The organism is Mycobacterium sp. EPa45 (assembly GCF_001021385.1).
GTDB lineage: Bacteria > Actinomycetota > Actinomycetes > Mycobacteriales > Mycobacteriaceae > Mycobacterium.
Genome location: NZ_CP011773.1, coordinates 4,645,311 through 4,659,823, shown reverse-complemented (window position 1 = coordinate 4,659,823; position 14,513 = coordinate 4,645,311). Strand labels below are relative to the sequence as shown.

The window sequence follows — 14,513 nt, the reverse complement described above, 5'->3', positions numbered from 1 at the left end:
CCGCAGAACCACCCAAGACCCAAACAAAGGCAGGAAGACGAAAAGCCATGGCAGAGTTGACAATCTCGGCTGACGACATCCAGGGCGCCATCCAGGAGTACGTATCGAGTTTCGAGGCGGACTCCGAGCGCGAGGAGATCGGCACCGTCATCGACGCCGGCGACGGCATCGCCCACGTCGAGGGTCTGCCCTCGGTGATGACCCAGGAGCTGCTGGAGTTCCCCGGCGGCGTCCTCGGTGTGGCGCTGAACCTCGACGAGCACAGCGTCGGCGCGGTCATCCTGGGTGAGTTCGAGAAGATCGCCGAGGGTCAGCAGGTCAAGCGGACCGGCGAGGTGCTCTCGGTACCCGTCGGTGACGCCTTCCTGGGCCGGGTCATCAACCCGTTGGGCCAGCCGATCGACGGCCAGGGCGACATCGAGGCCGAGGGGCGTCGCGAGCTCGAACTGCAGGCGCCCTCAGTGGTGCAGCGACAGGGCGTCGGCGAGCCGCTGCAGACCGGTATCAAGGCCATCGACGCGATGACCCCGATCGGCCGCGGCCAGCGCCAGCTGATCATCGGTGACCGCAAGACCGGCAAGACCGCCGTCTGCGTCGACACCATCCTCAACCAGCGGGGAGCCTGGGAGACCGGCGATCCCAACCAGCAGGTGCGTTGTGTCTACGTCGCGATCGGCCAGAAGGGCACCACGATCGCTTCGGTAAAGCGGGCCCTCGAAGAGGGCGGCGCGATGGAGTACACCACCATCGTCGCGGCCCCGGCTTCCGACGCTGCAGGCTTCAAATGGCTTGCGCCGTACACGGGTTCGGCCATCGGCCAGCACTGGATGTACAACGGCAAGCACGTGCTCATCGTGTTCGACGATCTGTCCAAGCAAGCCGATGCCTACCGCGCCATCTCACTCCTGCTGCGCCGCCCGCCGGGCCGCGAGGCGTTCCCCGGTGACGTCTTCTACCTACACTCGCGGTTGCTGGAGCGTTGCGCGAAGCTGTCCGACGAGCTCGGCGGCGGTTCGATGACCGGTCTGCCGATCATCGAGACCAAGGCCAACGACATCTCGGCGTTCATCCCGACCAACGTCATCTCGATCACCGACGGCCAGTGCTTCCTGGAGTCCGATCTGTTCAACCAGGGTGTGCGCCCGGCCGTGAACGTCGGTGTCTCGGTGTCCCGCGTCGGTGGCGCCGCGCAGATCAAGGCGATGAAAGAAGTTGCCGGCTCGCTGCGTCTGGATCTTTCGCAGTACCGCGAGTTGGAGGCGTTCGCGGCCTTCGCCTCCGATCTGGACGCCGCGTCCAAGGCTCAGCTGGACCGCGGTGTGCGCCTGGTCGAGCTGCTCAAGCAGGCCCAGTACAGCCCGATGCCGGTCGAGGACCAGGTCGTCGCGATCTTCCTCGGCACCCAGGGCCACCTGGATTCGGTTCCGGCCGAAGATGTTTCGCGCTTCGAGTCGGAGTTCCTGGAGCACGTCAAGGCCAGCCACTCCGAGATCCTCACCGGCATCAAGGAATCCAAGAAGCTCTCCGAGGAGGCCGAGGAGAAGCTGGTCTCGGTCATCAACGAGTTCAAGAAGGGCTTCGCCGCCACCGACGGCAGCTCGGTGGTCGCCGACGAGCATGAAGCCGAGGCCCTGGACCCCGATGACCTGGAGAAGGAATCCGTCAAGGTCCGTAAGCCGGCGCCAAAAAAGAACTAGTAGAAGAGCTATAGGAAAATGGCAGCCACACTTCGCGAGCTACGCGGACGTATCCGCTCCGCCTCGTCGATCAAGAAGATCACGAAGGCGCAGGAGCTGATCGCCACGTCGCGGATCGCAAAGGCACAGGCCCGTGTTGATGCGGCTCGGCCCTACTCGAGTCAGATCACCGACATGCTCACCGAGCTGGCGGGAGCCAGCGCGCTGGATCACCCGCTGCTCGTCGCGCGGGAGAACCCCCGGCGGGCCGGGGTGCTGGTGGTCTCGTCGGACCGTGGCCTGTGCGGTGGCTACAACGCCAACGTGTTGCGCCGGGCCGAGGAGCTCTTCTCGCTGCTGCGCGAAGAGGGCAAGGATCCGGTGCTCTACGTCGTCGGCCGGAAAGCGCTGGGCTACTACAGCTTCCGTCAGCGCAAGGTGGTCGAATCGTGGACCGGGTTCTCCGAGCGTCCCGAATACGAGAACGCCAAGGAGATCGCCGAGACCCTGGTGGCGGCGTTCATGTCCGGTGTCGACGACGAGGGTGACGACGCCGGTGCCGACGGCATCCTGGGCGTCGACGAGCTGCACATCGTGTCGACGGAGTTCAGGTCGATGCTGTCGCAGACCGCTACCGCGCTGCGAATCGCCCCGATGGTGGTCGAGTACGTCGGTGAGGAATCCGGCCCGCAGACGCTGTTCTCGTTCGAGCCCAACGCCGAGGAGCTGTTCGACTCACTGCTGCCGCGCTACATCGCGACCCGGGTGTATGCGGCGCTGCTCGAGGCGGCGGCATCGGAGTCGGCGTCGCGCCGGCGCGCCATGAAGTCGGCGACCGACAACGCCGACGATCTGATCAAGGCACTCACGCTGGCGGCCAACCGCGAGCGTCAGGCGCAGATCACTCAGGAAATCAGCGAAATCGTCGGCGGCGCCAACGCGCTGGCCGACGCGCGCTAGCCCGATCAACTACATAGGCCCTATTTAGGAAGCGAAGAGAGAATGACTGCTGCCGTAGAGACCAAGACCGCCGGACGCGTCGTCCGCATCACCGGCCCCGTGGTGGACGTTGAGTTCCCGCGCGGCTCGGTGCCCGACCTCTTCAACGCGCTGCATGCCGAGATCACCTTCGGTGCGCTGGCCAAGACCCTGACCCTGGAAGTTGCCCAGCACCTGGGCGACAACCTGGTGCGCTGCATCTCCATGCAGCCCACCGACGGCCTGGTCCGCGGCGTCGAGGTGTCCGACACCGGCGCCTCGATCTCCGTGCCGGTGGGCGACGGCGTCAAGGGCCACGTGTTCAACGCCCTCGGTGACTGCCTCGACGATCCCGGCTACGGCAAGGACTTCGAGCACTGGTCGATCCACCGCAAGCCGCCGGCCTTCGCCGATCTCGAGCCCCGCACCGAGATGCTGGAGACCGGCCTCAAGGTCGTCGACCTGCTGACCCCGTATGTGCGCGGCGGCAAGATCGCCCTGTTCGGTGGCGCGGGCGTGGGCAAGACGGTGCTCATCCAGGAGATGATCAACCGCATCGCCCGCAACTTCGGTGGTACCTCGGTGTTCGCCGGTGTCGGCGAGCGCACGCGTGAGGGCAACGACCTCTGGGTCGAGCTCGCCGACGCCAACGTGCTCAAGGACACCGCGCTGGTGTTCGGTCAGATGGACGAGCCGCCCGGCACCCGTATGCGGGTGGCGCTGTCGGCGCTGACCATGGCGGAGTACTTCCGCGACGAGCAGGGCCAGGACGTTCTGCTGTTCATCGACAACATCTTCCGGTTCACCCAGGCCGGCTCCGAGGTGTCGACCCTGCTGGGTCGCATGCCGTCGGCCGTGGGTTACCAGCCGACGCTGGCCGACGAGATGGGTGAGCTGCAGGAGCGGATCACCTCGACCCGTGGTCGTTCGATCACCTCGATGCAGGCCGTGTACGTGCCCGCCGACGACTACACCGACCCGGCGCCGGCCACCACGTTCGCGCACCTGGACGCCACCACCGAGCTCTCCCGTGCGGTGTTCTCGAAGGGCATCTTCCCCGCGGTGGATCCGCTGGCGTCGTCCTCGACGATCCTGCACCCGAGCGTGGTCGGTGACGAGCACTACCGGGTCGCGCAGGAAGTCATCCGAATCCTGCAGCGTTACAAGGACCTTCAGGACATCATCGCGATCCTCGGTATCGACGAGCTCTCCGAAGAGGACAAGGTCCTGGTGTACCGCGCCCGCAAGATCGAGCGTTTCCTGAGCCAGAACATGATGGCGGCCGAGCAGTTCACCGGTCAGCCCGGCTCGACCGTGCCGCTCAAGGAGACCATCGAGGCCTTCGACAAGCTGTCCAAGGGCGAGTTCGATCACCTGCCCGAGCAGGCGTTCTTCCTGATCGGCGGTCTTGACGACCTGTCGAAGAAGGCCGAAAGCCTCGGCGCCAAGCTGTGATCTCAAGCTTCAAGAACGAAAGGTGATGTGAGATGGCCGAATTGGACGTCGACATCGTCGCCGTCGAACGCAAGATCTGGTCGGGCAAGGCGACATTCGTCTTCACTCGCACCACGTCCGGCGAGATCGGCATCCTGCCTCGGCACATCCCCCTCGTCGCGCAGCTGGTCGACGACGCGATGGTTCGCGTCGAGCGGGAGGGCGAGGACGATCTACGCATTGCCGTCGATGGCGGCTTTCTGTCGGTCACCGAGGAGGGCGTGACGATCCTCGCCGAGTCCGCGGAATTCGAGTCGGAGATCAACGCCGACGCCGCGAAATCCGACGCGGAGTCCGACGATCCGCAGACCGCTGCCCGGGGACGGGCGCGCCTGCGCGCCCTAGGCCAGATCGACTAGCCGAGAGCCAGCCGATGAGCGCGCCGATGATCTTCATGGTCGCGCTGGTCAGCGTGCTGATACTTGTGGTCATCGCGCTGACATACCGGCTGTGGAAGCTTCGGCAGGGTGGGACCGCCGCGATCCTGCGCGACATTCCGGCGGTCGGCGGCCACGGCTGGCGGCACGGGGTCATCCGGTATCGCGGGGATGAGGCTCGGTTCTATCGGTTGTCCAGCCTGCGCTGGTGGCCGGATCGCCGGCTGAGTCGGCGTGGGCTGGAAGTCATTTCACGACGGGGCCCGCGTGGCGATGAATTCGACATCATGTCCGACGCGATTGTCGTGCTCGAACTGCACGACACCACCGTCGACCGCTGGCGCGGATATGAGATGGCACTGGATCGCGGGGCGCTGACGGCGTTCCTGTCGTGGGTCGAGTCCAGTCCGTCGCCGCGGGCGCGGCGCCGGACAGCCTGAGCTATTTCTGCGTGGGCCCTTCGGCTTTCGCGCCGCCGGGCTGCCACAGCACGTCGCCCTCGGGATTGGCCACCCGCGACAGGATGAACAACAGGTCGGAAAGCCGGTTGAGGTAGCGCGCCGGTAGGGGGCTGATGGTGTCGGGGTAGGCCTTCACCGCGACCCATGCGGACCGCTCAGCCCGCCGGGTCACGGTTCGCGCGACATGCAGCAGCGCGGACAGCGCGGTGCCACCGGGCAGGATGAACGAGGTCAGGGCCGGCAGGTTTTCGTTGTAGTGGTCGCACCACGCCTCGAGCCGCTCCACGTACGGCGCGGTGATCCGCAGCGGCGGGTACTCCGGGTTTTCGACTACCGGGGTGGACAGGTCCGCGCCGGCGTCGAACAGGTCGTTCTGGATCTGCACCAGCACTTTGCGCAGCTCGTCGCCGGGTTGGCCCAGCGCAACGGCCACTCCCAGCGCGGCGTTGGCCTCGTCACAGTCGGCGTACGCGACCAGCCGCGGGTCGTTCTTCTCCACCCGTGAGAAATCACTCAGTCCCGACGTCCCGTCGTCGCCGGTCCGGGTATAAATGCGGGTCAAGTGCACTGCCATGGGTAAAACCGTACCGGCCGGGTGGCACGGTGTAGGGCCTTGCCTCCACTAAACTCTTTCCCGTGGGCGAGCGTTTCTTGGTGACCGGCGGCAACCGGTTGGCTGGTGAAGTCGCCGTCGGGGGTGCCAAGAACAGCGTCCTCAAGCTGATGGCCGCGAGTCTGCTGGCCGAAGGCACCACGACGATCACGAATTGCCCCGATATTCTCGATGTGCCACTGATGGCGGAGGTCCTTCGCGGCCTCGGCGCCAACGTGGAACTCGACGGTTCGATCGTGCGTATCACCTCACCCGACGAGCCGAAGTTCGAAGCCGACTTCGCTGCGGTGCGTCAGTTCCGCGCGTCGGTATGCGTGCTCGGCCCGCTGGTGGGGCGCCTCAAGCGGGCCCGGGTCGCGCTGCCGGGTGGTGACGCGATCGGATCGCGTCCGCTCGACATGCATCAGGCGGGACTGCGCCAGCTCGGTGCCGACTGCACGATCGAGCACGGCTGTGTGGTGGCTACCGCCGAGCGGCTGCATGGTGCGGAAATCCAGCTCGAGTTCCCGTCGGTGGGAGCGACCGAGAACATTCTGATGGCGGCGGTGGTGGCCGACGGCGTCACAACGATTCACAACGCGGCGCGCGAACCGGACGTCGTCGACCTCTGCGAGATGCTCTGTCAGATGGGCGCCGAGATCGAAGGCGCCGGAACGTCGACGCTGACGATCACCGGAGTCCCGCGGCTGTATCCGACCGAACACCGGGTGATCGGGGACCGGATTGTTGCCGCGACGTGGGGGATCGCTGCCGCGATGACTCGCGGTGACATCGCGGTGACCGGCGTCGACCCGGCGCACCTGCAGCTCGTGCTGCACAAGCTGCACGACGCCGGCGCGACCGTAACCCAGCACGACAACGGCTTCCGGGTGGTGCAGTACGAGCGCCCGAAGGCCGCCAACATGGCGACGCTGCCGTTCCCGGGCTTTCCGACGGACCTGCAGCCGATGGCGATCGCGCTGGCATCGATCGCCGATGGAACGTCGATGATCACCGAGAACGTCTTCGAGGCGAGGTTCCGGTTCGTCGAGGAGATGATCCGGCTCGGTGCCGACGCCCGAACCGATGGCCACCACGCGGTGGTGCGCGGAATCCCGCAGCTGTCGAGTGCGCCGGTGTGGTGCTCGGACATCCGCGCCGGCGCCGGTTTGGTGCTCGCGGGGCTGGTGGCGGACGGCGAAACCGAAGTTCACGACGTGTTCCACATCGACCGGGGCTACCCGTTGTTCGTGGAGAATCTGGCGCGACTTGGAGCTGAGATAGAACGCGTGTAAGGTAGGCAGTCGGCCCGCCGCGCCGGTCCCGTAATTGGGAAGGCAGTGGCAAGTTGACTACGCCAACAACATCGAGTAAGATGGCAGGGTTGCCTGCTGGCGGTCGTCAGCGCGGACGTGTTGTTTGAGAACTCAATAGTGTGTTTGGTGGTTTTTGTTTGTTGTTGTTTTTTGGCCATGCTCTGGTACCCCCGTGTTGGGGTGTGGTCGTTTTTTGATGCCAGTTTGTTTGGTGTCTTTTTGTCTGGTCAGATTTTTCTGATTCGAATTCTGCCTCGTTTTGCGAGGGGTTTTTGTTTGGAGAGTTTGATCCTGGCTCAGGACGAACGCTGGCGGCGTGCTTAACACATGCAAGTCGAACGGAAAGTGCTCTTCGGAGTGACTCGAGTGGCGAACGGGTGAGTAACACGTGGGTGATCTGCCCTGCACTTTGGGATAAGCCTGGGAAACTGGGTCTAATACCGAATAGGACCGCATGCTTCATGGTGTGTGGTGGAAAGCTTTTGCGGTGTGGGATGGGCCCGCGGCCTATCAGCTTGTTGGTGGGGTAATGGCCTACCAAGGCGACGACGGGTAGCCGGCCTGAGAGGGTGTCCGGCCACACTGGGACTGAGATACGGCCCAGACTCCTACGGGAGGCAGCAGTGGGGAATATTGCACAATGGGCGCAAGCCTGATGCAGCGACGCCGCGTGAGGGATGACGGCCTTCGGGTTGTAAACCTCTTTCAGTAGGGACGAAGCGTAAGTGACGGTACCTATAGAAGAAGCACCGGCCAACTACGTGCCAGCAGCCGCGGTAATACGTAGGGTGCGAGCGTTGTCCGGAATTACTGGGCGTAAAGAGCTCGTAGGTGGTTTGTCGCGTTGTTCGTGAAAACTCACAGCTTAACTGTGGGCGTGCGGGCGATACGGGCAGACTGGAGTACTGCAGGGGAGACTGGAATTCCTGGTGTAGCGGTGGAATGCGCAGATATCAGGAGGAACACCGGTGGCGAAGGCGGGTCTCTGGGCAGTAACTGACGCTGAGGAGCGAAAGCGTGGGGAGCGAACAGGATTAGATACCCTGGTAGTCCACGCCGTAAACGGTGGGTACTAGGTGTGGGTTTCCTTCCTTGGGATCCGTGCCGTAGCTAACGCATTAAGTACCCCGCCTGGGGAGTACGGCCGCAAGGCTAAAACTCAAAGGAATTGACGGGGGCCCGCACAAGCGGCGGAGCATGTGGATTAATTCGATGCAACGCGAAGAACCTTACCTGGGTTTGACATGCACAGGACGCCGGCAGAGATGTCGGTTCCCTTGTGGCCTGTGTGCAGGTGGTGCATGGCTGTCGTCAGCTCGTGTCGTGAGATGTTGGGTTAAGTCCCGCAACGAGCGCAACCCTTGTCTCATGTTGCCAGCACGTTATGGTGGGGACTCGTGAGAGACTGCCGGGGTCAACTCGGAGGAAGGTGGGGATGACGTCAAGTCATCATGCCCCTTATGTCCAGGGCTTCACACATGCTACAATGGCCGGTACAAAGGGCTGCGATGCCGTGAGGTGGAGCGAATCCTTTCAAAGCCGGTCTCAGTTCGGATCGGGGTCTGCAACTCGACCCCGTGAAGTCGGAGTCGCTAGTAATCGCAGATCAGCAACGCTGCGGTGAATACGTTCCCGGGCCTTGTACACACCGCCCGTCACGTCATGAAAGTCGGTAACACCCGAAGCCGGTGGCCTAACCCCTTGTGGGAGGGAGCCGTCGAAGGTGGGATCGGCGATTGGGACGAAGTCGTAACAAGGTAGCCGTACCGGAAGGTGCGGCTGGATCACCTCCTTTCTAAGGAGCACCACGAGACCTGGCCGGCCCCACATCGTGTGGGATGAGCTGATTGTCAGGCGATTCGTTGGATGGCCCTTTTCACCTGTAGTGGGTGGGGGTCTGGTGCACGACAAGCAAACATCCAGGACGGGGACCTTCCTTTGGGGGGGTTGTCTGGTGCTGCCAAACACACTGTTGGGCTTTGAGACAACAGGCCCGTGGTTCCCTGGCCCCTGTGTGGGGTGGGAGGGGTGTTGTTGCTCCATCTTTGGTGGTGGGGTGTGGTGTTTGATTTGTGGATAGTGGTTGCGAGCATCTAGCACGCACATGTGCGTCGGCCTCTTCGGGGGTTGGCGGGTGTGTGTGTGTGTTGATGTGCAATTTCTTTTTTCGAATTGGTTTTTTGTGTTGTAAGTGTTTAAGAGCGCATGGTGGATGCCTTGGCACTGGGAGCCGATGAAGGACGTGGGAGGCTGCGTTATGCCTCGGGGAGCTGTCAACCGAGCGTTGATCCGAGGATGTCCGAATGGGGAAACCCGGCACGAGTGATGTCGTGTCACCCATACCTGAATACATAGGGTATGGGGGGGAACGCGGGGAAGTGAAACATCTCAGTACCCGTAGGAAGAGAAAACAATTGTGATTCCGTGAGTAGTGGCGAGCGAAAGCGGAGGATGGCTAAACCGTATGCATGTGATACCCGGCAGGGGTTGTGTGTGCGGTGTTGTGGGACGTTTCGTCTTCGGTCTGCCGGCCGGGGCGGGAGTGATAAACCGTGGTGTTAGGTGAAGTGACCTGGGATGGTCTGCCGTAGTGGGTGAGAGCCCCGTAACTGAAAACATCGCGGCTCCTGTGGAACTGTTCCCGAGTAGCAGCGGGCCCGTGGAATCTGCTGTGAATCTGCCGGGACCACCCGGTAAGCCTGAATACTTCTCAGTGACCGATAGCGGATTAGTACCGTGAGGGAATGGTGAAAAGTACCCCGGGAGGGGAGTGAAAGAGTACCTGAAACCGTGCGCTTACAATCCGTCAGAGCCTTCGACTTGTCGTGGGGTGATGGCGTGCCTTTTGAAGAATGAGCCTGCGAGTCAGGGACATGTCGCGAGGTTAACCCGGGTGGGGTAGCCGTAGCGAAAGCGAGTCTGAATAGGGCGTATCCACACAATAGTGTGTGGTGTAGTGGTGTGTTCTGGACCCGAAGCGGAGTGATCTACCCATGGCCAGGGTGAAGCGCGGGTAAGACCGCGTGGAGGCCCGAACCCACTTAGGTTGAAGACTGAGGGGATGAGTTGTGGGTAGGGGTGAAAGGCCAATCAAACTCCGTGATAGCTGGTTCTCCCCGAAATGCATTTAGGTGCAGCGTTACGTGTTTCTTACCGGAGGTAGAGCTACTGGATGGCCGATGGGCCCTACTAGGTTACTGACGTCAGCCAAACTCCGAATGCCGGTAAGTGAAAGCGTGGCAGTGAGACGGCGGGGGATAAGCTCCGTGCGTCGAGAGGGAAACAGCCCAGATCGCCGGCTAAGGCCCCTAAGCGTGTGCTAAGTGGAAAAGGATGTGCAGTCGCAGAGACAACCAGGAGGTTGGCTTAGAAGCAGCCACCCTTGAAAGAGTGCGTAATAGCTCACTGGTCAAGTGATTGTGCGCCGATAATGTAGCGGGGCTCAAGCACACCGCCGAAGCCGCGGCATTCAACGTCTCGTTGGATGGGTAGGGGAGCGTCCTGCACACCGGTGAAGCAGCCTGGTAATGGAGCTGTGGAGGGTGTGGGAGTGAGAATGCAGGCATGAGTAGCGATAAGGCAAGTGAGAACCTTGCCCGCCGAAAGACCAAGGGTTCCTGGGCCAGGCCAGTCCGCCCAGGGTGAGTCGGGACCTAAGGCGAGGCCGACAGGCGTAGTCGATGGACAACGGGTTGATATTCCCGTACCCGTGTATAAGCGTCCCTGATGAATCACCGGTACTAACCGCCCAAAACCAGAATCACTGATCCCTTCGGGGTGACGGTTTCTGGGGCTGCGCGGGACCTTCGGTGGTAGTAGTCAAGCGATGGGGTGACGCAGGTAGGTAGCCGTACCAGTCAGTGGTAATACTGGGGTAAACCTGTAGGGAGAAACGTAGGCAAATCCGCGTTTCACATATCCTGAGAGGTGATGCATAGCCGAGTGAGGCGAATTCGGTGATCCTTTGCTGCCAAGAAAAGCCTCTAGCGAGCGTATACACGGCCCGTACCCCAAACCAACACAGGTGGTCAGGTAGAGAATACCAAGGCGTACGAGTGAACTATGGTTAAGGAACTCGGCAAAATACCCCCGTAACTTCGGGAGAAGGGGGACCTCCTACTGTCATGGCACTTGCTGCCGGCAGCGGTGGGGGGTGGCACAAACCAGTGAGAAGCGACTGTTTACTAAAAACACAGGTCCGTGCGAAGTCGCAAGACGATGTATACGGACTGACGCCTGCCCGGTGCTGGAAGGTTAAGAGGACCCGTTAACCCCTCGGGGTGAAGCGGAGAATTTAAGCCCCAGTAAACGGCGGTGGTAACTATAACCATCCTAAGGTAGCGAAATTCCTTGTCGGGTAAGTTCCGACCTGCACGAATGGCGTAACGACTTCTCAACTGTCTCAACCATAGACTCGGCGAAATTGCACTACGAGTAAAGATGCTCGTTACGCGCGGCAGGACGAAAAGACCCCGGGACCTTCACTATAGCTTGGTATTGGCGTTCGATACGGTTTGTGTAGGATAGGTGGGAGACTGTGAAACACTGACGCCAGTTAGTGTGGAGTCATTGTTGAAATACCACTCTGATCGTATTGGACTTCTAACCTCGGACCGTATATCCGGTCCAGGGACAGTGCCTGGTGGGTAGTTTAACTGGGGCGGTTGCCTCCTAAAATGTAACGGAGGCGCCCAAAGGTTCCCTCAACCTGGACGGCAATCAGGTGTTGAGTGCAAGTGCACAAGGGAGCTTGACTGCGAGACGGACATGTCAAGCAGGGACGAAAGTCGGGACTAGTGATCCGGCACCCCCGAGTGGAAGGGGTGTCGCTCAACGGATAAAAGGTACCCCGGGGATAACAGGCTGATCTTCCCCAAGAGTCCATATCGACGGGATGGTTTGGCACCTCGATGTCGGCTCGTCGCATCCTGGGGCTGGAGCAGGTCCCAAGGGTTGGGCTGTTCGCCCATTAAAGCGGCACGCGAGCTGGGTTTAGAACGTCGTGAGACAGTTCGGTCTCTATCCGCCGCGCGCGTCAGAAACTTGAGGAAACCTGTCCCTAGTACGAGAGGACCGGGACGGACGAACCTCTGGTACACCAGTTGTCCCACCAGGGGCACCGCTGGATAGCCACGTTCGGACAGGATAACCGCTGAAAGCATCTAAGCGGGAAACCTTCTCCAAGACCAGGTTTCTCACCCTTTTAGAGGGATAAGGCCCCCCGCAGACCACGGGATCGATAGACCAGACCTACACGCACCGCAAGGTGTTCAGGGAACTGGCACTAACCGGCCGAAAACTTACAACAACCAAAACAACACACCAGTTGACACGGAAAAAGTAAGAACACACCAACGCCCGCAACCACACCCACAACAGTCAAACGACTGCACCCCACCACCAAAACACAAATTCACACTCAAAAACGAGTGAATAAAGTTACGGCGGCCATAGCGGCAGGGAAACGCCCGGTCCCATCCCGAACCCGGAAGCTAAGCCTACCAGCGCCGATGATACTACCCCAACGGGTGGAAAAGTAGGACACCGCCGAACACAATTTAAGTCCTGTGCCCCCTAATTTCGATTAGGGGGCACAGGCATTTTGTATATTCGGGATATCAATCGAATAGCGATAAATCGGCCGCCATGCGGCTTTTCTCCAATGCCAGGAGTTTGCGCTTTCGATCAATTCCGCCGCCATATCCGGTCAATCCGCCGGTTGAACCGATGACTCGATGGCACGGCACGATAATGCCAATCGGATTACGTCCGTTGGCCAATCCCACCGCTCGCGATGCGCCCGGTGACCCGATTTGCATCGCAATTTCGCCGTACGACCGTGTCTCGCCATAAGGGATGGTGCGCAGCGCTGCCCAGACTTTCCGCTGGAATTCCGTTCCGGCGAGGTCCAGGTCGAGCTCGAATTCGGTCAGCTCGCCGGCGAAGTACGCCGCGAGCTGCTCGACCGCATCGGCGAAGATCTCGTCATCGGACTGCGCCCAGTCGGAACGATCCGGCTCGTGGGTCTGGTCCACCATCCGCAGATGCCGCAGCGTCGATCCCGTGCCGGCCAGGGTCAGCGGTCCCACCGGGCTGTCGATGATTCGGTATCGCATCGTCGTCCTCACGTCGTCTCCTTCGGTGGCCAGTGATTCACAGAGTGGTTCAGAGTTGTCCATAGATGCTGCACGGCGTATGACCGCCATGGTCGCCAGCGTGCACTGTGTGCGGTCAGCGCCCGCACGTCGCCGGCCAGACCCAGCTGTTCGGCCGCAAGCCGCACACCGAGGTCGCTGGCCGGGAAGGCGTCGGGATCACCCAGCCCTCGCATCGCGACGATTTCAGCCGTCCACGGGCCGATCCCGGGCAGCGCCAGCAGCTGCTGACGTGTCTTTTGCCAGTCGCACCCGGGATTCACTGTCAGCTCGCCGCTGCCCAGGGCCGCGATCAGCCCGGTCAGCGTCCGTCGGCGGGCTGCCGGCATCGCCAGATGCGCCGGGTCGATATCGGACAGCTGTGCGGTGCTCGGGAAGGTGTGCGTCAGCCCGCCATGCGGGTCGCTCACCGGCGTGCCGTAGGCGGCCACCAGCCGGCCCGCGTGGGTCCGCGCCGCCTTGGTCGACACCTGCTGGCCGAGTACGGCCCGTACCGTCAGTTCCTCTTCGTCGACCGTCCGCGGAATCCGCTGCCCGGGCGCCTTGGCGACCACTGCCCGCAAGTCCGCGTCGGCGCCCAATACGTCGATCACGGCCTCGGGATCGGCGTCGAGGTCCAGCAACCGCCGGCACCGGGCGATGGCCGTCGCCAGGTCCTTCACCTGCTCGAGGACCAGCGTGCAGCGCACGTGATCGGGTTGCGGTGTCAGGCTCACCACCCCGTAGCCCGATGGCAGGCGCAGCGTCCGGCGGTAGGCGCCGTCGCGCACCTCTTCACAACCCGGCACGGCGGTCGCGGCGAGGTGGCCGAACACACCCTCGTAGGCGAACGGCGTACGAACCGGTAGTCGCAGCGACAGAGCCTGGCCGCCTGGTGCCGCGTCGGCCCAGGACCGGCGAGAAGCCTTGTCCCGCAGTGCTGTCGGCGTGGTGTCACAGGCTGCTCGAATGGTGTCATTGAACTGTCGGATGCTGGCGAAGCCCGCCGCGAACGCGATGTCGCTGAATGCCATATCGGTGGTCTCGATGAGCACCCGGGCCGTCTGCACCCGCTGGGCCCGGGCCAGGGCCAGCGGTCCTGCGCCCACTTCGGCCTGGAGCATCCGCTCGAGCTGGCGGGCGGTGTAGCCCACCCGCCCGGCCAGGCCGGTGACGCCTTCGCGGTCCACCGCGCCGTCACCGATCAGCCGCATCGCCCGGGCGACCGCGTCGCCGCGGACGTTCCACTCCGGCGATCCCGGCGAGGCATCGGGCCGGCAGCGCTTGCAGGCCCGGAAGCCCGCTCGCTGGGCGGCCGCCGAGCTGGGGTAGAAACTCACGTTGCGGGCCAGCGGCAACCGCACCGGGCAACTGGGCCGGCAGTAGATGCCGGTGGTCTTGACCGCTGTGACGAACCAGCCGTCGAACCGCGAGTCCTTGGACTGGACGGCGCGGTAGCAGCGGTCGAAATCGTCATGCACATCT

9 protein-coding genes and 3 rRNA genes are annotated in these 14,513 nt (G+C 62.5%); 9 read left to right on the top strand and 3 right to left on the bottom strand.

Annotation, left to right across the window (positions count from 1 at the left end; translation table 11 throughout):
* Nucleotides 1-47 precede the first annotated feature (47 nt).
* Genes atpA through AB431_RS22185 form a run of 5 tightly spaced genes read left to right on the top strand, consistent with a single transcriptional unit; the run spans nt 48 to nt 4,965 of the window.
* The gene (gene atpA, locus AB431_RS22205) at nt 48-1,697 is read left to right on the top strand and encodes a F0F1 ATP synthase subunit alpha (protein ID WP_047331755.1); all 1,650 of its coding nucleotides are present in this window, start codon (nt 48-50) and stop codon (nt 1,695-1,697) included.
* A gap of 18 nt (nt 1,698-1,715) precedes the next feature.
* On the top strand, nt 1,716-2,636 hold the full coding sequence (locus tag AB431_RS22200) for a F0F1 ATP synthase subunit gamma (protein WP_047331754.1): 921 nt from the start codon (nt 1,716-1,718) through the stop codon (nt 2,634-2,636).
* Between the two features lie 42 nt (nt 2,637-2,678).
* Nucleotides 2,679-4,109, top strand: a complete 1,431-nt coding sequence (gene atpD / locus AB431_RS22195; RefSeq protein ID WP_047331753.1) for a F0F1 ATP synthase subunit beta — start codon at nt 2,679-2,681, stop codon at nt 4,107-4,109.
* Nucleotides 4,110-4,141: 32 nt separating this feature from the next.
* Nucleotides 4,142-4,507: a F0F1 ATP synthase subunit epsilon gene (locus tag AB431_RS22190; protein WP_047331752.1), complete on the top strand. Its 366-nt coding sequence runs from the start codon at nt 4,142-4,144 to the stop codon at nt 4,505-4,507.
* A gap of 14 nt (nt 4,508-4,521) precedes the next feature.
* Nucleotides 4,522-4,965, top strand: coding sequence for a DUF2550 domain-containing protein (locus tag AB431_RS22185; protein WP_047331751.1), 444 nt, complete (start codon nt 4,522-4,524; stop codon nt 4,963-4,965).
* Nucleotide 4,966: 1 nt separating this feature from the next.
* Here AB431_RS22185 and AB431_RS22180 read toward each other — a convergent pair whose 3' ends face one another.
* On the bottom strand, nt 4,967-5,560 hold the full coding sequence (locus AB431_RS22180; protein ID WP_047331750.1) for a cob(I)yrinic acid a,c-diamide adenosyltransferase: 594 nt from the start codon (nt 5,558-5,560) through the stop codon (nt 4,967-4,969).
* 62 nt (nt 5,561-5,622) lie between these two features.
* Here AB431_RS22180 and murA point away from each other — a divergent pair, with 62 nt between their 5' ends.
* The 4 genes from murA (at nt 5,623) to rrf (ending at nt 12,447) form a co-directional block, all read left to right on the top strand.
* Nucleotides 5,623-6,873, top strand: coding sequence for a UDP-N-acetylglucosamine 1-carboxyvinyltransferase (gene murA, locus AB431_RS22175; protein ID WP_047331749.1), 1,251 nt, complete (start codon nt 5,623-5,625; stop codon nt 6,871-6,873).
* Between the two features lie 294 nt (nt 6,874-7,167).
* A 16S ribosomal RNA gene (locus AB431_RS22170) occupies nt 7,168-8,689 on the top strand.
* Between the two features lie 390 nt (nt 8,690-9,079).
* A 23S ribosomal RNA gene (locus tag AB431_RS22165) occupies nt 9,080-12,202 on the top strand.
* 132 nt (nt 12,203-12,334) lie between these two features.
* Nucleotides 12,335-12,447, top strand: a 5S ribosomal RNA gene (gene rrf, locus AB431_RS22160).
* The 16S, 23S and 5S rRNA genes sit together here, the layout of an rRNA operon.
* 65 nt (nt 12,448-12,512) lie before the next feature.
* Here the strand turns inward: rrf and AB431_RS22155 are convergent.
* Both AB431_RS22155 and AB431_RS22150 read right to left on the bottom strand, forming a co-directional pair.
* On the bottom strand, nt 12,513-13,010 hold the full coding sequence (locus AB431_RS22155; RefSeq protein ID WP_047331748.1) for a methylated-DNA--[protein]-cysteine S-methyltransferase: 498 nt from the start codon (nt 13,008-13,010) through the stop codon (nt 12,513-12,515).
* 8 nt (nt 13,011-13,018) lie between these two features.
* Entirely contained in the window at nt 13,019-14,509 is a 1,491-nt protein-coding gene (locus tag AB431_RS22150; protein WP_047331747.1) for a DNA-3-methyladenine glycosylase 2 family protein, read from the bottom strand.
* Between the last annotated feature and the right edge of the window lie 4 nt (nt 14,510-14,513).